The following is a 23,316-nucleotide window of genomic DNA, read 5'->3' as shown; positions in this document are numbered from 1 at the left end:
AATTATTGGCGTACATAGCCTTTTTTAATAACCAGGTAAACATCGCGCCATAAAAGCGAGGCCCTTGATGCAGGCAAATTTTCATAGTGGGTTACCACCATTTCATTTTCAGAAATAGAGGTGATCTCGTATTCTATCACGTCGGCCTGCCCACGGTAAAAGAAAAAGAACGCGCCATCGTAAAGCTGGAGATAATGCTTGCCGTTACGCACCTGCATGGTCCAGTGCTGTATAGGTTTGTTGGGCGTGTAAGCAATCTGTAAGTCGCCGCCATCAGCGGTAGCACTGGTTGTAGTTCCCCAGTTGGCATTTAATTCTTTTAAACGATATTGGGCTATACCATCAATTGTACCGCCGTGGCAATAAGAACTGTTGTTGTTTTTGTAAACCACCTCTTTATTGGCCAACTTAAAATTCAGCTCATCATCGTAAACGCCCTTTCCGGTTTTGAGCAGTTTATTCCATGGCGTATTAGAGTTGTTGTTAATGAGCTTTACGTGCCCGTCTGACAATGAATCCAAAACCCAGGTTTTGCCTGCCGCAGCGCCAGCACCTCCTGTTAATAAACCGTAAACAGGGTCAAGGTCAAAATTATCAGAAGTGAGCGATAAGTTTACCTTTTTTGTTACCGCTGTAATGCCGTTAAATACCGTGAGGCTAACTACATAATCGCCTTTAAAGGGGTATTTACCCAACACGGTGTCGCCAGTAGCTGTAGAGCTATTACCCAGATCCCATTTGGCAACGGCCGTTTTTCCAATTTGGGCGTTAATAAAACGATAAACATTGGGTGTACTGGTTGCTTGTACAATAATATTGACGGTATTGGGGTCAATAGGGTTTTCCAAACTAGCTGTTTGTTTTTTGCAGGCCGCCAGTATCAACAGCAGGCATGCAACTTGTATTATCCTTTTCATATTTTTCCTTGTCTTAATTATTAATATCCCGGATTTTGAACCAAAGCATTGTTCGACACAATAATTTCCTGATCAGGTATAGGGAACAATCCTGCGGCAGCGGTATTGAACTTGCTGATAAAGGGCTCGCCCCTGTTAATGTTGATTTTCGATTGTGCATAATCGAGACCTCTTCTCATCAGGTCCCAATAGCGAACACCCTCAAGGGCCAGTTCAAGGTCGCGTTCGGTATATAGCACATCAAGGGTGACTGTTGGCGGCACATAGGTTGATGGCCTTGCCCTGCGTGCCACCCGTTCAAAATACTGCTGGGCCTTTACGGCACTGCCACCATGCAGCAACTGAAGTTCAGAAGCCATTAACAGCACGTCAGAAAACCGGATATTAATAAAGTGGTTAGGAAAGTTTAAGTGATAATCGCCCTTGGTAGATTGGTTAGTTTTTAGAGCCGCCCATTTTTTAGGGAAGATATCGGTATTTTGGTAGCCGGGAGTAAACGATACCGACTGCGCTTTAGGTAAGAACAAGGTGGCATCCCGGCGGACATCCGTACTGGCGAAGCTATTGTACAGGGCAGTATCCACCGGTGCGAACGACCATCCAGCGGAATACAGAGAGGAAGCGTTGGGATCGCGCATCGACCATAGCATCACAGACAGGTTACCGTTAGCTTCTTCCCGATAGCTGTAATTACCGCTGTAGGCTAAGGCTGAGTATTGGATCTCAAAAACCGATTCTTTGTTATTATTATTAAATGGCGCATCTAATTTAAATACGTCGGCAAAGTTGGGTAACAGGTCATGCCCGCTGTTATTAATCAGGTCTTCGCTAATATTCAGTATTTGGGAGGATGATACTCCCGGCAGGTCGGCCTTTTTATAATAGCCCGTATAATATAACCAAACCCTCATCATCAAGCCACGTGCCGCGTCTGACGATACCCGGCCCAGCTCTTCAGCCGGCAAATTTTTGTAGCGTGGTAAAACGTTAATGGCCTCGGTTAGGTCCTGCGATATCTGGGTATAAACCGTTTCGGGACTGGCCTGTTTTTGCGAGTACTCTGATGCCGATAAGGTTTTGAGGATTAACGGAACATTCCCGAATAAGCGTACCAGGTCAAAATAATAGAATGCACGCAGGTACTTACATTCGGCGGTATACCTTACCCTAACTGCGGGGTTATCAAACTGGGCATCGGGCATTTTTTCGAGCAGCAGGTTGCAGCGGTAGATGCCTGTATAATATTTATACCACAACGCTTTTGGTGCCAGGTCGTCAACACGGATGTTGCCGCGGTCCATACGGCCGATTGTAGGAATATCCGTTACCGAAGCGCCACCGGTAAAGCAGCGGTCGCCCAATACTTCGCTAACGAGTTGGAAGGGAACATTCTGGTTTTGGGGCGCGTCCCACAACAAAACGTTATAGGCCGCGGCCAGGCCCTGGTAACAATCTGCCTGGTTTTTATAAAAATTGGTTTCGACATTAGAAGTAATGGGATTGAGATCAATTTTTTTATTACACCCAACGCTGAGCAGCAGTATAAATGCCACAAATATTTTTATAGAGTTTTGAATTACTTTCATGATACTTTGAATTGAATGATTTAAAAGCCTATGGATGCTCCGAAAATAATGGTACGGGCCTGCGGATATACGCCACGATCAATACCCAAACCCAGGGCACTCCCCGAAACTTCGGGATCAAAACCTGTATATTTTGTTAGTACAAACAGGTTGGTGCCGGTAACGTAAACGCGTATAGTTTTAGCTTTTATCTTTTTAATATCGCGGAGCGTATAGCCAATTGATGCATTGCGAAGCCGCAGGTAATCACCATCTTCTAAAAAGAAGGTTGAGGGATTGACAAAATTTCCATTCAGATCACCGGTAGAAACACGCGGAAAGCTATTAGAGGTACCCTCGCCGTGCCACCTGTTCAGTACAGCTATTGGGTAATTTGCGGTAGGCAGGTCCCAGCGGTGTAAACTGTTGTATATTTTATTGCCGGCTAAACCGTTAAAAAAAACATTCACATCAAAACCCTTATACCTCGCGGTTAAATTTAGCCCGTAATTGTATTTTGGATGCGGTGTACCCACATTAGACCGGTCCTGGTTATCAATTTTTCCGTCGTTGTTCAAATCCAGGTATTTGATATCGCCCGGTACGGCGTTCGGCTGGATCAGGACACCATTCTTTTGATAGTTGTTGATCTCTGCCTGGTTTTGGAAAATACCCTGCATGGTGTACAGCCAGAAGAACCCGATCGGGTTACCCGCCTGCATCCGGGTTACGCCGGTCATTTGATTACTTGCGTCGGCACCAGTGATAAAGCCCGATGACGTGCCCACGTATGTGACATTGTTATAGTTATAGGATCCATTAGCGTTAACTTCCAGGTAGAGTTTACCAAAAGCCTTATGGTAGCCCAGGCTCAACTCAATACCTTTATTGACCACGTTGCCCGCATTGCCCGTTGGGGCAGAGTTGCCAACGTACAACGGAATAGGGATAGTCACCAATAAGCCGATAGTCTCCTTTTTATATAGATCGAGCGTCGCGTTAAAGTTGCCTAAAAATTCAGCATCAATTCCCAAATCTGTTTGTTCAGACGTTTCCCATTTTAAGTCGTCGTTTGATACCCCGCTTGGCGAGGCGCCTACAACCTGCGTGCCCCCGCTACCAAAGTAATAGTTACGGGCATAGGTGCTAATGGTTGACACATATTGGTAATCGCCAATGTTGTCATTCCCGGTACGTCCCCAACTCGCTCTAACCTTTAAAGAGTTGATAGCAGTTATGTTTTCCATGAATTTTTCTTTGGTAACATTCCAGCCGACCGAGACTGACGGGAAATACCCTATCTTATTGTTCGGGCCGAAGCGGTAAGAGCCATCGGCACGCATGGTTGCTGTTGCCAAATATTTACCATCATAATCATAATTTACCCGGCCAAAGTAAGATATCAAACCGGAGTGAAATGCGCCACCGGATGCCGACGCACTCGTGTTATCTTTAGCCAAATCGAGGTAGGCATATGCGGGATCGTCATAAAGCAACCCGTTTTTTGAGGCCGATACATTGGTACCTTTACCGGTGTTAACTGTGTTTCCGATCAGCGCGGTAAAAGAATTACGCTTGATAACCTTAGAATAAGTTAAAACATTCTCCTGATTAAGGTATTTGCTCTCGGCCATAGCGGCACTTGCCCCGGAGGCAATAGTTTGATTTGTTGAATTGAGGTAATAAATTGGCGTGTAACCAGCCGAAACGTCGTACTGTAAGGCATAGCCCAAACTGCTTCTCAATTTCAAATCTTTGGTAAAGTGCAGTTCGCCAAAAGCATCTCCGTTAAAACGGGTATAGCCCGAAGTTCCATTGGTATAATAGATGCGTGCCACGGGGTTCACAACTTCCTGCGAAACATATCTTGAGATGGCAAACGTGCCGTCGTCATTCATAACCGGGGTAACCGGATCCATATTGATGGCGCTTAATATCGGGCCTGCATTACCGCTATTTGATGTAATGGCATCGCGCTGCACATTGGTGATGCTCACGTTTACACCGGTATGCAAAAAACCATCCAAAAATTTTTGCGTTGTATTTACGCGCCCGGTGTACCTTGTAAAATCCGATTTGTTTTTAGCGATGGTGCCGGCCTGCGTAAAATAGGAGAATGATGTTGCGTAGGTTGAATTATCAGACCCGCCCGAGAAAGATAGCTGGTGGTTTTGAATAGGTGCGTTTTGGTAAGCTATCTCTTTTTGCCAATTAGTACCGGTACCCAGTTTTGCTATCTCATTCTCCGAAAACGGCATTGGCTGGTTAGAATTAAAAAACGCCTCGTTTTGGATACGCGCATATTGGGTAGCATCTAACAAGTCGAGGTTCTTACGGGTATTTTGTATGCCGTAATAATATTCGTAATCTATCCTGGGTTTACCTGCCTTGCCTGCTTTGGTGGTGATAATAACAACACCGTTAGCACCACGCGCGCCATATATGGCAGCCGAGGCGGCATCTTTGAGTACCTCCATGGTCTCGATATCGCGTGGGTTTATCGCCTCCAGGTCTCCCCGCGGAAATCCATCTACAATGTACAATGGGTCGTTGGATCCGTTTGTACCCGCGCCGCGTATCCGGATGCTAACGCCTGCACCGGGCTGGCCGCTGTTCAACATCACGGTTACACCCGCAGCTTTACCCTGCAAAGCCTGGTCGGCCCGCATCAGCCCCGGTACCTCAAGGTCTTTCGTTGTAATAGACGAGATGGCACCGGTAACCAAACTCTTCTTCTGTACACCGTAACCTACCACAACAACGTCGTTCAGCGTGGTTGATTGCTTGTTGAGTACAATTTGTAAAGTAATTTGATCGGTAAGGGTAACCTCTTTGGTCTGCATGCCAATGGCGCTAAAAACCAACACTGTTGCTCCCACGGGGACATTGATGCTGAATTTGCCGTCAACATCGGTGGCAACACCAACGCTGCTGTTTTTTACCTTAACAGTAGCTCCCGGAATAGCCGAATTGTCTTCAACATCCTTAACAACGCCCTTTACTGTTTTCGTGTTCTGCGCATTTACCACTGTACAGCACACGGTAAGGTAAAGTACAAGTAAAAAAAATCGCATTAATTGTGTAAAATTGATTCTCATAATTAGTAATTAGTTTTTAAAAATTGCTGGTTTGTATTTGGTTATCAGTTAGTTAATTATATACCATATCCCATTATTTAACGGTATACTATTTGGGTAAAGGCGTTGTGGTAGCTACTATAGCATTTACCGGCTGCAGCCCCAGCGCTTTAATATAACCGTCGTTAGGCTTGCATTTCGTAAACTTGCAGTTATCTAAAAGCTCGGTTAACACTTGTTTTAGCATTTCTCTTTGTAATGGCAGCTTGCGTATTTCTTTAAAGCTTCCTCGGGGGGCCTCTGCGTAATTCACCAGCGAATCATACTTAGCCGGGGGGATGATCGACAGAATGTTTTTAGAACTATCCATTTTTTTGTAGGGCCAAAAATGCCAGCCAATGTGATTGCTCTCCAACAGCGTACGAAATTTGGAAATCCATTCGTCGGTGTTTTCGCCGGTTTCGCCTGCATAAATTGGAACATTGTACTTATCCCTAAAAGCAATAAAACGGGCTATTGAGCCTAAATCAGGTTTATCGCCGTATTTATGAAAAGTGTAGATGATTTTGCTATCGAATGGCTGATTGAATATGGCAAAATTGGTATCCCACTGCGCGCCACCTAAAAACAGGATATGGTTTTTATCAACCTTACGGATCGATTTGCTGATATCCCTGTACAAAGGCTCAATGAGGGGGTTAAACTTTGTAGCGTCAAAGTAATGAGCAACCGGCTCGTTCAATAGGTCGTAACCTAAAACTGCGGTTTCATTTTTGTACCGGTTGGCTATTTTATGCCAGATATCGATCGTTAATTTACGGTTGGCTGCGCTTCCGTATAAAAAGGGATATCCAAAACTATCATCAATATTATCTCCTGTTTGGCCGCCCGGTGCGCAGTGCATGTCTAATATCACATAAAGACCCTCGGCTTTGCACCATTTAACCACGCGATCGAGCATTGTAAACCCTCTGGTTGCATCATTTGCACTCAAGTAATCTTCTCCGGTAAATAAACGGTAGTTAAAAGGTACCCTGACAGAGTTTGCACCGATGGACTTTAAATAATGAATATCGCTTTGTGTGATGTAGGTATCTAAAAAATCCGACCAGAATTTCGCTGTTTCTTCCGGGCCTATTACCTCGTTTATCATCTCGTTAATTAGCCTGGGTGAATTGGTGTTTTTTAATTTGAACATATACCCCTCGGGCACCAGCCAATTACCCAGGTTGCTGCCTTTAATTAAAAATGGTTTACCATCAACACCAATAACGTCTTTACCCTGTACGGTAATAAACTTTGGAGGCACAGCATAGGCCTGCGTTAAAAAGGTAAGCAGTAATAAATAGTATGGTAATAGTTTTTTCATCAGTGGATGCTAATTTTTTGTTTGTATTTGGTTGTAATAGTTTTTTAGTATGTAAAAGGCTTTCTTTTTACGGCCCTGCTGGTCTATCAATCCCTTGTTGTTCCAGCCCTCCTGGTAAGTAGGGTTATTGCGTCTTGGAGACCGAAAATCGGCCAATATCCATGGTGAGGCACCTACATAATTATCAGGCATACGTTTCAGCATGGCAACCTGCTCTTTATAAAACCGCTCCTGGAACTCTTCCGTCCACAAGGTGCCAGCATCGCCGTGGTAGCCACCCAGGGCCTCGGCACCTGTTTCGCTGATGAATAGGGGCTTGTTGTACCTGGTTGACCATCTGGCATCGCGGCAGCTTTCGGGCGTACCGCCGTACCAGCCCAGGTATTCATTAAATGAAACAACATCAACATATTCGCCTAAAGGGTCGTCTACACTTCGCAGGTTTTCGGCAGAATGGTAATCAACTTCTAAAGCTGCCGAAACAAGGCGGCTTGGGTCTGTCTTTTTCGCAGTCTGGAGTAAGGTTTTCATAAAGATAGTTCGGATGTCGCTAACAGGTGTTTCGTTACCAACCGACCAGATGATAATGCTTGCGCGATTATGATCCCTGGTTATCATTTCGTTTAACTGGGCTTGTGCTTTGCCAAGCACCGCCGCGCTCGAAAAATCTATCGTCCAGTAAACCGGTATTTCTGACCATACGAACAAGCCCAAAGAATCGGCCAGGCGGGTCATTTTTTCATCGTGAGGATAATGTGCCAGGCGCACCATATTACAACCTAACTCTTTGGCCCACGTTAATAATTGCAGCGCATCACTTTGGCTTTGCGCGCGGCGCTTACCTTGCGGTATTTCGCCGTGTATACTTATTCCACGCAAAAAAACAGGCTTTCCATTAACCAGTATGCTTTTTCCGGCAACTTTTACAGTTCTAAATCCTATCTTCTCTTCAACCCTATCACTGTTGGTTTTAATAATTACTTTGTAGCATTTAGGGTTTTCTGGCAACCAGCATTGAAACTGCGGAAGGGTTAGTTTAACCTCGGCAAGGTTATTATTTACATTAAAAGTATGTTTTACCTTCAATTCCGGTATTTCAATGGTCGCTTTTTCATTTGGAACGGCGTTGTTCAGCTTAACCCATCCCTCAATTTCGCCGTTTGTTGATGCCGGCGATAATTGAATAAAGTAATCAATGATAGCCGAAGCGGGCAGTTCAACCAGTTTCACATCTCGGGTAATACCACCGTAATTCCACCAATCGGTATTTAGGGTAGGTATCTCATCGGCATAACGCTTATTGTCTACCTTGACCACCAGGTAATTACCTTTTTCTTTCAGGACAGAATCAGCAATTTCAAGATTAAAAGGCGTGAATCCGCCCTTGTGCATACCTAATTTTTTTCCGTTCAGGTAAACATCGGTACGGTAATTGGCCGCGCCGAAATAAATGAACAGCCTGTTTGAAGTTGTCGATTTTTTATAGTCGAACGATTTTTTGTACCATACCGTGCCTTCATAATAATACAGTCTGTCATTTTGTGAGTTCCAGTCCGACGGAACATTCAGCGTATATTTATCAATATAGCCATGCTCCTTCCTGTCCATTTTATTAACCTGAACATCACTGCTCCAGTAGGCTTCGGCATCGGCCTCTTTACGTTCTTTAAAGCGGTAATCGTAAAAACCGGTTTCGTAAGGATCAACAATATATTGCCATCTACCATTCAGGCTGATGGTGTTGCGGGAGGGAATGTTAGCAATAAGATCGTTTTGCGAAAACGCCAAAAAAGGCAGCGATAAAAACGCTGATATTAATAAAATAAGCCTTGTAATAATAGGTTTACAGATCATCATGATGTATTAATATTTTAATCGGTTATGGCACCCTGAGGTGCTGTACGCTTATTTAAATCGGCTTCGCCTATCAGCTAACCATCGGTTGCGCCACTAAATACTGCTGTACTGCTTTGGTTTACGCTGGCAAATATAATTTAGAATAAATGAATAAAACAATTTTATTCGTCGTATTTAATTGATTTATAGATAGTTAAAATGAAATTAATACACTTAAACACCATTGGTTTTTTTACCTAAAATTTGCTATATCACGCAGATAGCAACTTTAGTAAGCCCGTTTAAAAAAAAAGTAATACGCTTAAAAAAAATGAAGTATTTTTAGTTTAATGATCACGAAGGTTTAAACCGGCAAGCGAGGGTGCCTTAAAGATGAATTTATTGATTATAAAACGAGAATGGGGAAGTTATTCAAGGACAAGCCTGCTCCAGCCTTTTTCACCAGCATTACGGAGTTCTTTTTTTCGCTCATCCATGACCTTTAATATTTTGGCGCTATAGGACCAGCAAGTAGCCTGCCTGATCTCCAGCACTTCAGAAAGCTTGTAGGAGGATATCTTACCTTGCGTGCTGTACAAGAGGTAAACCAAGTAGAACGCCTTATTGATTGGTATTTTAGTTTTGTGGAATATCGTATTGGTGGTTACCGATTCATCATAATCACAACTCGCGCACCTTTTACTATACGGTGTGTGGCCATTAAAAGCGGTTTCATGACCGCATTTTAAACATTTAAAACCATTTTCCCATTTCAAATGAGCCAAAAATTTAAAGCAGGCATTATTATCGGGGTATATCCGGCTAAATTCGTCAAAATTAACCTCCTTCGACATTACCCTGGCCTGGGTGACTTCTTCTATGTTGGTATGCAGTACTGCGTTATCCATTTGCAAAAGAGCGTTCATCCGACTGATCTCTTGCGCCTGTTCCATTAGTTCCTGGTTCTTTTTTTCAATAATGGCTGATTTTTCTACGACTTCCCGGGTGCGGTCTTGTACTTTGATCTCGAGTTGCCTGTTCAAGTCGTCCTTTAGGGTATGCTTATGCTGTAATTCGAGTATGATCCTCTTCTGAGCTTTTTCCTTTTTTCTTTTCAGGATACGCACATTGTCGCTTATTGCAAAAGAAACAAAGAGCATTTCGACCAGGAGGCAAAAACTTAGACTATAGAAGTTTGCAGGGCCAAACGGGAGGTTGATGACAATTACCCTTTTGATAAGCCTTATTAAAAAGCCAATAAGGATGAAGGAATATCCTGCTACAAAAAAACGCGCCGGATGATATCCTTTGCGCCATACATAAACGCCGGATAACAACGCTAAGAGTATGGGTACAATTTCGATAACCTTGTAAACAAACAAATGCTTGTCTACCAGCAAACAGGCCAGAAAAAAAATACTTCGCAGAACTATAGTTCCAATAATCAGTTTATCTAAAAGCGGCGCTTTGGTCTTTAGATGCAAAAATGACCTCGTGAAAAACAATGCGAAAGTGGCAGCCGAATAAAGCGCTATGCCATAGGCGATCTCGTTCCAGCGTGGTGAATTCGGCCAGAAATATTGATAGGCGATACCGTTCGAACATATTTCGTAAATGCCTATACTCAAATTGTAAAGAATATAATATATATACTGCTTTTGCCTGAGCGCAAAAAATAAAAGAAAATTATAAAGACAAAATATCAATATCATCCCATATAAAGCCCCAAGCAAAATATATTCGCGTAAACCGTACTGGATGAACCAAGTCAAATTCTTTAAAACGATCATTACCGCAGCTGGCTGCTCAGATCTGATCGCGAAATAATACACGCGGTCGCCGGGTAAACTCTTATCAATTAAAAAGGTGATGTTTTTATGATGGAATGCGCGATTTGAAAATCCTAAACCAGCGCCCAGTCGATATTGTTTGAATTGCCCCGGACTGAGCTCCACATACATATCAATGTGGTCAATCGTTTGATCGTAAAATTCCAGTACCCAGTTTTCATGGGATACTACCGCACTTTTTTTTAGCCGGATACGATACCAATATGTATATTCACAGTCATAAGTCTTGGGCGTAAACGAGACTGAGGGCATAAACCTCAAAGAAACAGTTGGCTTAATAATATCCTGTATCTTCAAATCTCCCTGCTTATCTACAAATTCATAGATCTCGTGATAGGAAAAGATGTGCTGCCGGACACTGTCATCCATGGAAACGGAATTCTGCGCATGAACTTTTGTTGCCGTAATAGCCCAAAGTAAGAATATACTGATCAGAAAAGGAAAATATCTAAGTATCCTATTGCTCATTCAATTCGGTAATTGGGTTTATCGGATATGCAGATGCGAATATACAGGAGTTTAATGACTAATACAGATTTTGATTTTGAGACCCGCTTATTCGGACTGATGGACAGGTTGAGAGAGTTACTAAAAGACTATGACCATGAAAAATATCACCCAACAGTTTAATGAGCGATTCGTGCCGTTCAAAGCCCTGCTGATATATAAGTTTGACAGGGAAGAAAAAGCCGACCAGTTTCAAAATAGCGAAAAGGAAACGCAGATTTATGTGGAGAGTTACGACATAGGCTACAATGGTAAACCTATAATAGAGATAAGTTCGAACCCAGGTTGGAGCCACAAAATCAACGATTTAACCCAGGGCTGACGCATAAGAATAGTTAAAAGTTGATATGGTTATGAACAAAGTGTTGGAAACGTAGGTATAACTTTTGTGGTTTCGGGAGGATTAGAGTCGGGTTAGCGTTTTTTCTTTGTAAAAGCATATGACGACTTCACTTCACAATCATTTTAGATGGATACCTGATCCTCGTACAGGTAATAATAAGAAACACAATTTACTGGAAGTTATCATTTTGTCGGTATTGGCCGTTCTATGTGGTGCAGAAAGCTGGTACGAGATGGAAGAATTCGGGAAGGAGAAAGAAGATTTTTTAAAGCAGTTGCTGCCTCTTGAAAACGGCATACCCAGTCATGACACGATCAACCGGGTTTTTATGCTGATCGATTCGGCGCTTTTTGAACAGTGTTTTCGTGCCTGGACAGCGGAACTTAGCCGGGGTCTTGAGGAGTCGGGCCTGTCTGGCGAAAAGGAGTTGATCGCTATCGATGGAAAGAGCATCTGTAACAGCGCCTGCAAACACCAGGGGTTGGGGGCCTTGCATTTGGTAAGCGCCTGGTCGGGTCGTAACCAGTTGGTACTGGGGCAACAAAAAGTGGATGACAAGAGCAATGAGATTACGGCGATCCCAGCATTGTTATCGCTATTGAACATCAAAGGGGCGGTAGTAAGCATCGACGCAATGGGTACACAGAAAGCGATTGCTGAACAGATTGTCGAAAGCCAGGGCGATTATATCCTTGCTTTGAAACAGAACCAGGAAACACTTTATGAACAGGTAATCAATCAGTTCAACTTTAAAGAAGACAGTTACAGCCAGCACCTGGATAAGGGCCACGGGCGGGCGGAGATCAGAGACTGCAAAGTCATTCATGAACTTAACTGGGTTGACGAAAAGGAAAATTGGAAGGGAATAAAGACCATCATCAAAATAACCTCGGAAAGGATAATAGGTGACAGCCACTCCATACAAGACCGCTACTATATCTCCAGCCTCCGTGCTGATGCTGCCTATTTTAACCAAGCCATCCGCGCACATTGGGGCATTGAGAACCAATTGCACTGGCAGTTGGATGTCGGATTTGGCGAAGATTACAATACCACACGGAACAAACAGACCGCCCAAAACCTTGCCGTAGTCAGAAAGATAGCCCTAAATATCCTAAAAGCCGACAAAACCAGTAAGGCCAGCCTGAAAGCAAAAAGAAAAATGGCCGGGTGGAACCATAAATTTCTTCTTTCATTAATCGCTAAAACAAATTCCTAATGCGTCGGCCCTGCGATTTAACCCCGCACTTCGGCAAGTTTGGGTTTTTTTGTGCACAGAATTTGCACAAAAAAGCTACAAAATAACGATCGCTTTCTTTTTGCATAAGTTTGCCGTTGCCCTCATTGTACACATCAAAGTGCTATGAAATCTTTAAATCTGATAAATAAACTGTTTTTAAGAGCTTCCAAATTTTCTTAGATGGGATGTTGATACGGTTAAGTTTCTAGGGGGGGATTAGTATTCTAAAAAACCAGTTTTATTCGATAAAGCAAAATCTATTGTTAATGTTTAGTTTACAATGGATAACTTACTTTGGCGCATCATTTTAGTAAATTTATTTACACGTAATGGATCTGCTTAGTACGCTTTCTGATGAAGAACTATTGCCTGAATTGATCGCGGGCCGTGCTGAGGCATTCAGCGTTCTTTATGAGCGTTATAACAGAAACATCTATCAGTTTATATATAAATATGTACATTCTGCTGCTTTGGCAGATGACCTTACCCAGGAAGTGTTCATCAGGCTTTGGAACGGTCGGCAGCAATTGAGCCATGTGCAGTCTTTCAAAGGATATTTATTGATCAGTGCCCGAAACCATACCCTAAACAGCCTTAAAGCGGCCTTACGTTCTGAAAGGGCAATGGGGGAGGTTGTAAGAAATTTTGTTGCGCAACGGAAGACTACAGACGAACGTTTGCTGGAAAACGACTATGCGGCGTTTCTGCAACGGGAATTATCCAAACTACCGGAACGCAGTCGGGAGATATTCCGCTTGTGCCGCCAGGAATACCGTACCTACGAAGAAGTTGCCCTGGAGTTGGGGATTTCAAAGAGTGCTGTAAAAAACCACATGGTATATACTATGAAAGTGTTAAAAGCATCGGTAGAGCACGAGCTTGGGGTATCCTTAGCTAGCGTTTTAGTTGTTTTTTTACTTCGGTAAAATTATTTTCATTTTTACTACCCTCCCTCCATATGAGTGTTGTCTTATCCAAAGAAGCGTAAAGAAATGGAAGACGACGAACAATATTATAAATTATTGGTACAACGATTTTCTGACCGTACTGCTACGGACGAGGAATTGGAAGTATTTATCAAATTGGCTAACGAAGGTAGACTGGATAAATATCTAACCGAGGCCATGAACCGCGATGCAGGTATCGCCGCAGAAGATGAAGCGAACTTTTTGCCTCCCGCGAAGATCGGGAGACTTTGGCCGCGTAAAATAGCTGCCGCATCTGTATTATTAGCGATATCAATAGGAGGTTATTTTATATTACACAAACCTGCCGCATTAAAACAAACTGCTCAAATTCAGCCTCAGGATATATTGCCGGGCCATAACCAGGCTACCCTTACTTTGGCCAACGGAAAAAAGATAGTGCTAATAAAAGGCCTTTCGGGTAAACTGGCCCAGCAAGGCAATACACAAATCAATGTGAATGGCTCCAGTGAGGTTATTTACACCGAAACCGGTGCAAATACGGCGATCCAATATAATACCTTATCAACCGCCAAAGGTGAGGTATCTCCGTACCCGTTAGTATTAGCGGACGGGACAAAAGTATGGCTGAATTCGCAATCTTCAATCACCTTCCCGATAGCCTTTACCGGTAATCAACGCCATGTTGAGATCACAGGAGAAGCGTATTTTCAAGTAGCCCACAATTCGGCCAAAGCGTTTACTGTAAAAGCGGGGAATCAAACTGTTGATGATATTGGCACTGCGTTTAATATCAATAGTTATGGAGATGAACAAACTATCAGGACGACTCTTGTCGAAGGTTCGGCAAAAGTAACCGCGAATGGTATCGCTAAAATACTTTCTCCGGGTCAGCGTACTTTGGTAACACAAAACTCTCTTCTATTGCAAACAGCAGACACCGAAGCTGAAACGGCCTGGATGACAGGCAAGTTTATTTTTCACGATGAGGATTTACATAGCGCTATGCGCCAACTTGCCCGTTGGTATAATATTGATGTGATTTATGATTACGACCCCAGAAACGTTCTCCTGGGCGGAGGATTTTCAAAATCAAGAAATATATCTAAAGTACTCGGCGCATTTGAGCAAACCGGTGCTGTTAAATTCAGGATCGAAGGGCACACGGTACATATAACACAATGATCCTTTAAAGAACTGTCAGTTTAAATAAAAAAATCATGGAAAAAATTTTACGTCAAGGCTCACCCTAAGGGTAGCCAAGCGACGAAACAAACCAGGAGTGCGGCAAACACCCCCGGTTAAATGTTTAGGTTGCTCCCCCAGTAAAAAGTGCGAACAAATTATTGAAATTACTAACCCAAACGTCCAAATGTATGAAAATTTGTACAACAAATTTTTGTAGTGAAACCTACATTCCTAAATTTCTGCTGGTCATGAAAATTACCGCATTTATGATACTCATCTGTATCATGCAAGTAAGCGCCGCAACTTACGCCCAAAATATTACGATAAAAAAATCGGGTGCTCCATTAAAAGCAGTGATAGAAGAAATTCGTAAACAGAGTGGCTACGACATTGTTTTCGATGCTAATCTGATTAATCGTTTAAAGCCCGTAACAATAAATATTAAAGACGCGACGATTGAAACCGCCCTTGATATTTGTTTACAGGATGAGCCAATAACTTATATAATACAAGATAAGTTTGTAGTACTTAAAATTAAGAGTCCCTCAACCTCGGTCATATCATCGCAAGTTGTGGTTAAAGACATTGTAATAACAGGTCGAATTGATGACCAGTATAACAAACCGCTCCCCGGCGCTACTGTTAAAATTCAAAATTCACCAACCGCCGTTGCAACTCAGGAAGATGGGACTTACAAAATAGTAGTTCCTGATGCTAAAGCTGTATTGGTTTTTTCATTTGTTGGTTACGAATCGCAGACGGTAACCGTTGGAAACAAAACTGAAATAAACGTTATTTTAAAAGATCGCAACAGCCAATTAAACGCTGTAGTTGTGGTTGGCTATGGCACACAAGCAAAAAAAGATGTATCCACATCAATTGCAAGCGTAAATGCAAGCGATTTGGAAAATCAGATGGTAGGAAATTTTGACCAGGCCCTTGTTGGTAAAATGTCCGGGGTTCAAGTCATCCAAAATAACGGAAAGCCTAATTCACCCACTGACATCAGAGTTCGCGGTACCGGCTCCATTACCTCCGGTGTTGACCCTTTATATGTTGTCGATGGGGTGCCTTTAGGTAGTGGACAGGTAACCGAACTTGTAGACATGAATGATATTGAAACTATTGACGTGTTGAAAGATGCATCTGCTGCTGCGATTTACGGCTCACGAGGCGCGAATGGTGTTGTAATGATAACTACAAAAAAAGGCAAAGAGGGCAAAAAAGGCAAAACAACGGTCAATTACTCATCTTCGTATGGACTGCAATCTATCACCAAAAAAATTCCGATGTTGGATGCCTACCAATATGCTCAACTGTCCTACGAAGGCCACAACGCTGCATATTTAGGCGATGGGGCTACAGCCAGCAACCCAAACCCTCAACCAGGCGATCCGGCTTCTGTCCGGCCAAATTCGTATGATAAAATTCCACCAGATCTATATCCTTATTTAGGTTTAAAGTCGGATGGTACTCCGGGGGGAGCAATTGTTGCCGGGCTAACCAACACCAACTGGCAAGACCTGATATACAGAACGGCCCCAATTGCGCGGCATAGCCTCTCCGTATCCGGTGGAAATAGTAAATCAAAATATTACATCTCGGGAAATTATGAAGACCAGGACGGGATTATCATCAATTCTGATTACAAAAGGTACGGGCTAAGAATGAATTACGCTTTTACTGAAGGGAAGATCAAAGTAAATGTAAATGTTACACCCAGCTTTTCAACAGAAGACCGGGTAAACAGCGACGATTATTATGGAAATTACGGCATAGTTCAATCTGCACTTGCCATAAGCCCAATATGGCCTGTGTATAATCCCGATGGATCTTATAATTACGATGCCAACGGTAAACTTAGGCTGGGTACCGATTATCAACATAACGAGGTTGTTAACCCAGTGGCAATAGCCAATCTTTATAAAAACAAAGTAGATCATGCCAATTTTTTGGGTAACGTTTCTTTTGATTGGGAGATATTAAAAGATCTTCATTATAAATTATCCGCAGCAGCAACTTATAACACTTATGGAAATGATACTTATTGGCCATCAACGCTCCCGCTTATCGGTGTTAAATATTACGCAGCGGGTTCCTATGTACCATCAAGCCCAATTGGCCATACTTCCACTACCACCTACCTGGATTGGTTGACTGAAAATACTTTAAACTACCAGAAAACACTGGGCCAGCATCATATCAGCGCACTTGTAGGGTTTTCGACACAAAAAGATCAAATGAAGAAAGAAGGTTACAGTACTTCCGGGGCTACTAATGATGCTGTTCAAAATGCCGGGGGCGGAAGCTTTTTTTCAGGGACGCCCGATTATGATTTACAAACCTGGACTTTGGCTTCTTTATTAAGCCGGGTGCAATACGATTTTTCAGGAAAATATTTTTTTACCGCTGCATTAAGAGCCGACGGTTCTTCCCGTTTTGGGAAAAATGACCGTTGGGGCTATTTTCCATCAGCCTCTGCAGCCTGGATTGTCTCATCTGAAAAATTTATGGAGCGTGCCAAGTGGATCACCAATATGAAGTTAAGGGCAAGTTACGGGGTATCGGGTAACTTTAAAATCGGTAACTACCAGCAGTCGGAGTTACTTGGCAACAGTGTTGCGGTTTTCGGACAAACACAGGCACTGAGCGTCGGCACCGCCCCCACACAATATGGCAATGATGAATTAACCTGGGAAAAAACTGCCATGACTAATGTCGGTCTTGATATGTCGTTTTTAAATGATAGAGTTGGCTTTGAAGTAGATATATATAATGGCAACACTTTTAATTCGCTATTAAACTTGCCTGTTCCTACCATTACTGGTTACAGTACCGCCTTACAAAACATTGGCCAGGTTAATAATAAAGGATTAGAGATCGCTTTGATCGGCAGCAACACATTTGGGAAATTCAGATGGAAGACGAGATCAAATATTTCTTTTAATACCAACAAAGTAGTCAAGCTGGGCACTCAAAATGCGCCGATCATCACATCAAGTGGAACAGCGACGGCTTATTTTATAACCGAGGTAGGTAAGCCCATCGGTAGCTATTATCTCTTAAAAACTGACGGGATTTTCAAAACGGCAGCCGAATTGGCAAGTTATCCCCATTTCCCAACGTCACAGGTTGGCGATTTTAAGTTTGTTGACGTTGACGGCAATGGCGTAATGGATGTTTCGGCAGATCGTACTATTGTGGGTAGTTATTTCCCGAAATTCACCTACGGCTTTACTAATGACTTTTCTTTTTCAGGATTTGATCTGTCTGTATCTTTTCAGGGCGTTTACGGTAACCAGATTCTCAATCTTTCGCGCCGGTATATTGCTAATATGGAAGGAAATATTAACAATACCACAGAGGCTTTAAACCGTTATGTTGATGCTAATAACCCCGGTAACGGATTGGTGAACAGGGCTAACCGGAAGTCGACAGGTAATAATGCTACAATTTCTTCCTGGCATGTAGAAGACGGATCGTATTTAAGATTGCAAAATATTGTATTTGGCTATACCATTCCTACATCTTTGCTTAAAAAAGTAAATATCCAAAAAATAAGATTGTATTTGAGCGGACAAAACCTGCTGACGATTACAAAATATTCTGGATATAATCCCGAAGTCAATATGAACGGTGGCGGCAACCAGTTGACGCCGGGTGTAGATTATGGCGTATACCCCTTAGCAAAAACGATTGCAATGGGACTTAATTTAACTTTTTAAATTCAACCGACATGAAAAAATATTTAATCATCATCATACTGCTTGGCTCGCTAACTTCTTGTAAAAAGTTTTTAGACCTGGCTCCCGAGGCCGCTGTAACAACCAATAGTTTTTACGTAACAGCGTCTGACTTTAACGCTGCTGTTGTTTCCTGTTATTCAGCTTTACGTTCTTATCCTACCACGGAAATTTTTCCATTAGTGGAATACCGCTCCGACAATATGTACGTGAAGGCTTTTACGGCAGGCTCCCAGGATCAATACATGATCAATAAATTTAATGACGTGTCTGCTAACTCATTGACCACCGCGGCTTGGTCAGATATGTATAATGGGGTACTTAAATGTAATGAGGTAACATCACGGATAGAAAACGCCACCTTTTCCGCTAACCTGAAAGCACAGTACGACGGAGAAGCGCGTTTTATTCGTGCATTATATTACTTCACGCTGGTGAGAATGTACGGCGGCGTGCCGCTCGTTCAAACACCAATTTCTGTAAACGAAGCGCTTTCGACTCCGCGCTCAAGCGTTGCCGATGTTTACGCATCAATTGAATCTGACTTAAACACCGCAATTACTGAACTGCCCGAAACTTATGCGTCTACCGATTTGGGCCGGGTAAGAGCTTCTGCGGCGAAAACATTGTTATCAAAAGTTTATATAACGGAAGGTAATTTTTCTGCTGCACAGCCGGTACTTCTTGATGTAATTAAACACGCAGGTTATTCATTACAAACAAACATTGCTAATGTGTTTTCGGTATCAACAGAAATGAACAGCGAAGTTATCTTTGCTATCCGTTTTGCAAAGTCTCTCACAGGCGGCGGTCACGGTGCATGGTTCAGCCCGGGAGCAGATTCTACCACATCAGAAGTAAATGCATCTTTAATTGCAGCTTACAAGGCAGATGCAAGACGTAAACTTTTATCTTTTACAAAAAGCGGTAGTATCTATTACATCAATAAATATGCTGATGTGCCCGATGCTACAACAAAAAACTTTGATAATGATTTTATCGTTTTAAGGTATGCGGATGTGCTGTTGATGTATGCCGAATGTTTAAATGAAATATCTGCGTTAAACAGCGATGTCACAAGCGAGTCAAGTCCTTTGTTTTGGCTTAATCAGGTGAGAAAGCGCTCCAGTCCTACAGTTCCATTTACCGCAGCGCAGTATACAAGTCAAAGTGTGCTGCGCGATATTATTATTCAGGAAAGGTGGTTGGAGTTTCCATTAGAGGGCCAGCGATGGTTTGATCTGATCAGGACGAAAAGCGCCAAAACGCAGCTACTGAAGAATTCAGGAACGGGCGCAGCTCCTATAACCGACGTGCCCGATTTTCGGTTGATTTACCCTATCCCTAACGCCGAAATACAAAAAGTAAACAACCCGCAAATTTTATCTCAAAACCCTGGTTATAATTAAATAAGGTTTTAACAGGAAATGTATTAGCTCATATATTTCCTGTTAAAACCTCATATACAACTCGTATGAAAAAAGAATCTTTTAAAAAACTGATCATATTTCCTCTCTTGTTGCTGATATCATTGGCAAGTGCCCAGCAATCTCCTCAGGAAAAACTAAAAAGCGTATTTAATCCGCAAAGTAATAAAGTCTTGGTGGCTGCACATCGCGGCGATTGGCGTAATGCCCCCGAAAATTCGGTACAAGGGTTAAAAAATGCTATCGGTATGGGTGTAGACATTGTTGAGTTGGATTTAAAAAAAACAAAAGATGGCGTTTTGATTGTGATGCATGATAAAACTATTGATCGAACGACGACAGGTAAGGGTTATCCTCAGAACTTTGTTCTTGATTCACTGAAAAAACTTTTCCTGAGAAAAGGAAATGGCGTACCGTCAAACCATAGGATACCAACCTTTGAGGAATTTTTAATTGCGGCAAAGGATAAGGTTATTATTGATGTAGATAAAGGCTATGAATATTTCGATGATGTAGTTAAAATGTTAAAAAAACACGACATGACCAAACAAGCGATAATCAACATAGATGATAATACGTATTACAACAGTATTGTTACCCGTTTTGGGGCAATTGATACTTCGGTCATTATTATGCCTATAATCAATTATACCAAACCAAATGCCGGGAAAATCATCGCCAGCTATTTTGGTTATCCTAATACCATCTTCCAGCCGGTTTTTAAGTCAGATACATTATCGCTTATAGCTAAGATGGATTTGCTGAAACATCAAAAATTCGGTTTATGGTTAAATAGTCTTTGGCCATCTCTTAATGGTGGCCACGATGACGATAAAGCTGTAGAAGAAAACAACCCGGATGAAACCTGGGGCTGGCTACTTAAAAAAGGAGCCAACATTATTCAAACAGATCGTCCAAAAGAGCTGCTTAATTATTTAAAAGAGAAAAAATTGCACCAATAATACATAATCTCGTTAGTTAAAGTAATAGTCTACCAAGATTATCAACAAATAGTTCCAAAGTTGCCAGGTAAGGTACATGCTGCAAATCAGATTCTTAGCAGGTTGTCGTTTTTTCCATCAAAATCTGCCTTTACGATAAAGAATACGGATTGTTCTTTAGCGACGTACACGCCTGTTGCTATTTGCTGCCTAACTGCAATATCGCATCCAAGTAACCATTGCCACAGGTTATGATGGTTTTCTTAAGTTTCTTTTCTTCCTTTGCCGGCTCGGTCTCGATTTGTTCCAAGGCTTCGTAAAATAGATCCTCATAATACTCAATATGTTCTGGGTGTACGGTTCGCCAATGGCCGCCAAAATCTTTTTTCAAGAATGGTTGAAGTATAATGTGGCTAAACCGATAGCACTGGCCTCTCTTCGCCGATTTACTTTCTTCTCCTAAGATCTTGAACTTAAGCACTAATGGTGGTTGTTTTTAAATTGGCCAAGCGGGGTTAATCAAATGTGGTTTATCCACCTTAACTTCTAAAATACTTCATTGCTTTTTCATAGCAGATTTAGGTATTTATATCTATGAATTATATATTTGTCGCCTGCATGGGTAGCCCACACCTTTGTTTTTTAAACCAGTTATGAAAAAGGAGATAGAAGATATTCATATTCGACATATTGAGGGGCTTAAATGCGGCCGTCAGGCAGATTTCAACAAGCTTTATTCTATCTACGCCGACCTGCTTTACGGCTTTGTTTTAAATCTTACAAAATCCCCATCAATAGCAGAAGATGTTTTACAGGAAACGTTTCTTCGTATCTGGCAAAGAAGGGAAAGTGTCTCAATCGAGTTGTCATTTAAATCATATTTGTACACCATTGCGAAAAATTTAGTGATGGATTCCTTTCGGAAACAGGTACAAAATATAAATTTTGACACTTATATCCAAAGCGAATACCAACACCCTGTAGAAGATTACATGGGTCAGAAGATAAATTTTGATGACTTTACGGCGAAATTGGAAAGCGCAAAAGAAAAATTACCTCCACGGCAGAAGGAAGTGTTTGAACTCAGTAAGGAAAAGGGACTAACAATCACACAGATTTCCGAACAACTCGATATATCACAGAAAACCGTAAAAAACCAATTGTCTCTGGCTTTAAAGACAATCAAACAGGAATTGACACCGCTTTTACACGTTATTCTTTTGATGATGCTTAAACAATAAAATACGTGCCTGAAAAAAAATAAAATTATAACCGGGACTTTTCTGCCGTTTTAGCGTATCTCTTAAAACCAAATAAACCGAGATGCAGGGCAGCTATTTTAAGAATCTTCTGGAGAAGCTTTTTCAAGGAGAAATTACCTATGAGCAATATCTTGATTTAAAGGATCAGGTTAAAGATTCGACAGACGAAGAAATTTCGTCTGGACTCCAATCGTTGTGGGACGGTTATTCATTGGCTGAACCCATGGAACTGGCAACTAAATTTGGTGTGCTATCAAATATTCATCAGCAAATAGGCGTCGAAAATACCAGGAACAGCCGCCGCACTAATTGGTGGAGATATGCTGCGGTATTGGCCATTCCATTGCTTATCATTAGTACATATTATGCTGCTTTCCACCAAAAAACCAAGTACGATTTTACAGTATTGACGAGTGAAGGCGAAAAATCGCAATTGTTATTGCCTGATGGAACGAAGGTTTGGTTGAATTCGGGCTCAAAGATTACCTACGCCAACGACTTTAGCGAAGACAATAGGGAAGTGCGTCTGATTGGGGAAGCATTTTTTGAGGTAAAAAAGGATGCAAAACACCGCTTTGTAGTTGCAACAGAGCAAGTTAATGTAGAAGTGCATGGAACGGAGTTCAATGTATCGGCCTACCCGGACGAACGGGATACTAAGGTTTCGTTGCTTAGCGGTAAAATATCGCTTATTGACCCCACGAATAATAAAACAATGGCGACAATGAAACCGGGATACCAGGTTGCGGTTAATAAGAATTTACACCGGTGGTTGAGTTATAGCTGCGACGTTGAAACAGAGGCTTTGTGGGTGAAAAGTGTGCTGCGGTTTGAAAATGCCGCCGCCGGGGAGGTTTTTACCAAACTGGAGCATTGGTACGGGATAAAGATTCATATCGAAAATCCCGATACCTCGATAAGGTATGGCTTTACACTTAAAAGCGAATCTATCCGTGAAATGCTCGACCTTATCAATAAAATAACTCCTATAAATTATAAAATAAACGGAGAGGAGGTTTTTATACGGTATAAATAAACTAAAAAAGCACAAAAAACAATTGTTTTTTGTGCCCATGTATGTCTACAATAACGTGAACTCCAAAACTTGCCAGTTTTTCAATTTTT

Annotated in this window: 16 protein-coding genes; 9 read left to right on the top strand and 7 right to left on the bottom strand. The window is 42.1% G+C overall.

The window, feature by feature from the left end; translation table 11 throughout:
• Nucleotides 1-2 precede the first annotated feature (2 nt).
• The 6 genes from BDD43_RS20700 to BDD43_RS20675 all read right to left on the bottom strand — a co-directional run bounded on the left by BDD43_RS20700 (nt 3) and on the right by BDD43_RS20675 (nt 10,983).
• Nucleotides 3-917 carry a PKD domain-containing protein gene (locus BDD43_RS20700; RefSeq protein WP_121199464.1) on the bottom strand — a complete coding sequence of 305 codons (915 nt, stop codon included), beginning with the start codon at nt 915-917 and terminating at the stop codon, nt 3-5.
• 20 nt (nt 918-937) lie between these two features.
• Entirely contained in the window at nt 938-2,503 is a 1,566-nt protein-coding gene (locus BDD43_RS20695) for a RagB/SusD family nutrient uptake outer membrane protein (RefSeq protein ID WP_121199463.1), read from the bottom strand.
• A 20-nt stretch (nt 2,504-2,523) separates the two neighbouring features.
• Nucleotides 2,524-5,556 carry a SusC/RagA family TonB-linked outer membrane protein gene (locus BDD43_RS20690; protein ID WP_162847133.1) on the bottom strand — a complete coding sequence of 1,011 codons (3,033 nt, stop codon included), beginning with the start codon at nt 5,554-5,556 and terminating at the stop codon, nt 2,524-2,526.
• A 112-nt stretch (nt 5,557-5,668) separates the two neighbouring features.
• Nucleotides 5,669-6,928 (bottom strand): glycoside hydrolase family 5 protein, encoded by a 1,260-nt coding sequence (locus BDD43_RS20685; protein WP_121199461.1) that lies wholly within the window; start codon nt 6,926-6,928, stop codon nt 5,669-5,671.
• Nucleotides 6,929-6,937: 9 nt separating this feature from the next.
• Nucleotides 6,938-8,785, bottom strand: a complete 1,848-nt coding sequence (locus tag BDD43_RS20680; protein ID WP_246001690.1) for a glycoside hydrolase family 2 protein — start codon at nt 8,783-8,785, stop codon at nt 6,938-6,940.
• 407 nt (nt 8,786-9,192) lie between these two features.
• Entirely contained in the window at nt 9,193-10,983 is a 1,791-nt protein-coding gene (locus BDD43_RS20675; RefSeq protein WP_121202061.1) for a 7TM diverse intracellular signaling domain-containing protein, read from the bottom strand.
• A 235-nt stretch (nt 10,984-11,218) separates the two neighbouring features.
• Here BDD43_RS20675 and BDD43_RS20670 point away from each other — a divergent pair, with 235 nt between their 5' ends.
• From BDD43_RS20670 to BDD43_RS20640, 7 genes are all read left to right on the top strand, one after another.
• The gene (locus BDD43_RS20670; RefSeq protein WP_147425695.1) at nt 11,219-11,443 is read left to right on the top strand and encodes a hypothetical protein; all 225 of its coding nucleotides are present in this window, start codon (nt 11,219-11,221) and stop codon (nt 11,441-11,443) included.
• 118 nt (nt 11,444-11,561) lie between these two features.
• A complete protein-coding gene (locus tag BDD43_RS20665) occupies nt 11,562-12,683 on the top strand; it encodes an ISAs1 family transposase (protein ID WP_121195558.1) in 1,122 nt (373 codons plus the stop codon).
• A 350-nt stretch (nt 12,684-13,033) separates the two neighbouring features.
• On the top strand, nt 13,034-13,630 hold the full coding sequence (locus BDD43_RS20660; RefSeq protein WP_121199458.1) for an RNA polymerase sigma factor: 597 nt from the start codon (nt 13,034-13,036) through the stop codon (nt 13,628-13,630).
• A 66-nt stretch (nt 13,631-13,696) separates the two neighbouring features.
• The gene (locus tag BDD43_RS20655; RefSeq protein ID WP_121199457.1) at nt 13,697-14,815 is read left to right on the top strand and encodes a FecR family protein; all 1,119 of its coding nucleotides are present in this window, start codon (nt 13,697-13,699) and stop codon (nt 14,813-14,815) included.
• 251 nt (nt 14,816-15,066) lie between these two features.
• Nucleotides 15,067-18,543, top strand: a complete 3,477-nt coding sequence (locus BDD43_RS20650) for a TonB-dependent receptor (protein WP_121199456.1) — start codon at nt 15,067-15,069, stop codon at nt 18,541-18,543.
• An 11-nt stretch (nt 18,544-18,554) separates the two neighbouring features.
• Nucleotides 18,555-19,970 (top strand): RagB/SusD family nutrient uptake outer membrane protein, encoded by a 1,416-nt coding sequence (locus BDD43_RS20645; RefSeq protein WP_121199455.1) that lies wholly within the window; start codon nt 18,555-18,557, stop codon nt 19,968-19,970.
• 65 nt (nt 19,971-20,035) lie between these two features.
• Nucleotides 20,036-20,950, top strand: a complete 915-nt coding sequence (locus BDD43_RS20640; RefSeq protein WP_121199454.1) for a glycerophosphodiester phosphodiesterase family protein — start codon at nt 20,036-20,038, stop codon at nt 20,948-20,950.
• Nucleotides 20,951-21,128: 178 nt separating this feature from the next.
• Here the strand turns inward: BDD43_RS20640 and BDD43_RS20635 are convergent, their stop codons facing one another.
• The gene (locus BDD43_RS20635) at nt 21,129-21,320 is read right to left on the bottom strand and encodes a hypothetical protein (RefSeq protein ID WP_121199453.1); all 192 of its coding nucleotides are present in this window, start codon (nt 21,318-21,320) and stop codon (nt 21,129-21,131) included.
• 262 nt (nt 21,321-21,582) lie between these two features.
• On the opposite strand from BDD43_RS20635, the gene BDD43_RS20630 reads away from it, so the two are divergent.
• The gene (locus BDD43_RS20630) at nt 21,583-22,170 is read left to right on the top strand and encodes an RNA polymerase sigma factor (protein WP_121199452.1); all 588 of its coding nucleotides are present in this window, start codon (nt 21,583-21,585) and stop codon (nt 22,168-22,170) included.
• Nucleotides 22,171-22,252: 82 nt separating this feature from the next.
• The gene (locus BDD43_RS20625) at nt 22,253-23,227 is read left to right on the top strand and encodes a FecR family protein (protein ID WP_121199451.1); all 975 of its coding nucleotides are present in this window, start codon (nt 22,253-22,255) and stop codon (nt 23,225-23,227) included.
• The last annotated feature ends 89 nt before the right edge of the window (nt 23,228-23,316 follow it).

This window comes from Mucilaginibacter gracilis (genome assembly GCF_003633615.1).
GTDB classification, from domain to species: Bacteria; Bacteroidota; Bacteroidia; order Sphingobacteriales; family Sphingobacteriaceae; genus Mucilaginibacter; species Mucilaginibacter gracilis.
The sequence above is the reverse complement of the archived record's forward strand: the minus strand, read 5'-3'. Positions and strand labels throughout refer to the sequence as shown.

What these genes read in the sequence shown, in the direction of transcription:
- BDD43_RS20640 (WP_121199454.1), top strand. Translation starts at nt 20,036, where the DNA reads ATGAAAAAAGAATCTTTTAAAAAACTGATCATATTTCCTCTCTTGTTG.
- BDD43_RS20695 (WP_121199463.1), bottom strand. Translation starts at nt 2,503, where the DNA reads ATGAAAGTAATTCAAAACTCTATAAAAATATTTGTGGCATTTATACTG.
- BDD43_RS20685 (WP_121199461.1), bottom strand. Translation starts at nt 6,928, where the DNA reads ATGAAAAAACTATTACCATACTATTTATTACTGCTTACCTTTTTAACG.
- BDD43_RS20665 (WP_121195558.1), top strand. Translation starts at nt 11,562, where the DNA reads ATGACGACTTCACTTCACAATCATTTTAGATGGATACCTGATCCTCGT.
- BDD43_RS20660 (WP_121199458.1), top strand. Translation starts at nt 13,034, where the DNA reads ATGGATCTGCTTAGTACGCTTTCTGATGAAGAACTATTGCCTGAATTG.
- BDD43_RS20680 (WP_246001690.1), bottom strand. Translation starts at nt 8,785, where the DNA reads ATGATGATCTGTAAACCTATTATTACAAGGCTTATTTTATTAATATCA.
- BDD43_RS20670 (WP_147425695.1), top strand. Translation starts at nt 11,219, where the DNA reads ATGAAAAATATCACCCAACAGTTTAATGAGCGATTCGTGCCGTTCAAA.
- BDD43_RS20655 (WP_121199457.1), top strand. Translation starts at nt 13,697, where the DNA reads ATGGAAGACGACGAACAATATTATAAATTATTGGTACAACGATTTTCT.
- BDD43_RS20675 (WP_121202061.1), bottom strand. Translation starts at nt 10,983, where the DNA reads ATGGATGACAGTGTCCGGCAGCACATCTTTTCCTATCACGAGATCTAT.
- BDD43_RS20630 (WP_121199452.1), top strand. Translation starts at nt 21,583, where the DNA reads ATGAAAAAGGAGATAGAAGATATTCATATTCGACATATTGAGGGGCTT.
- BDD43_RS20650 (WP_121199456.1), top strand. Translation starts at nt 15,067, where the DNA reads ATGAAAATTACCGCATTTATGATACTCATCTGTATCATGCAAGTAAGC.
- BDD43_RS20690 (WP_162847133.1), bottom strand. Translation starts at nt 5,556, where the DNA reads ATGCGATTTTTTTTACTTGTACTTTACCTTACCGTGTGCTGTACAGTG.
- BDD43_RS20645 (WP_121199455.1), top strand. Translation starts at nt 18,555, where the DNA reads ATGAAAAAATATTTAATCATCATCATACTGCTTGGCTCGCTAACTTCT.
- BDD43_RS20700 (WP_121199464.1), bottom strand. Translation starts at nt 917, where the DNA reads ATGAAAAGGATAATACAAGTTGCATGCCTGCTGTTGATACTGGCGGCC.
- BDD43_RS20625 (WP_121199451.1), top strand. Translation starts at nt 22,253, where the DNA reads ATGCAGGGCAGCTATTTTAAGAATCTTCTGGAGAAGCTTTTTCAAGGA.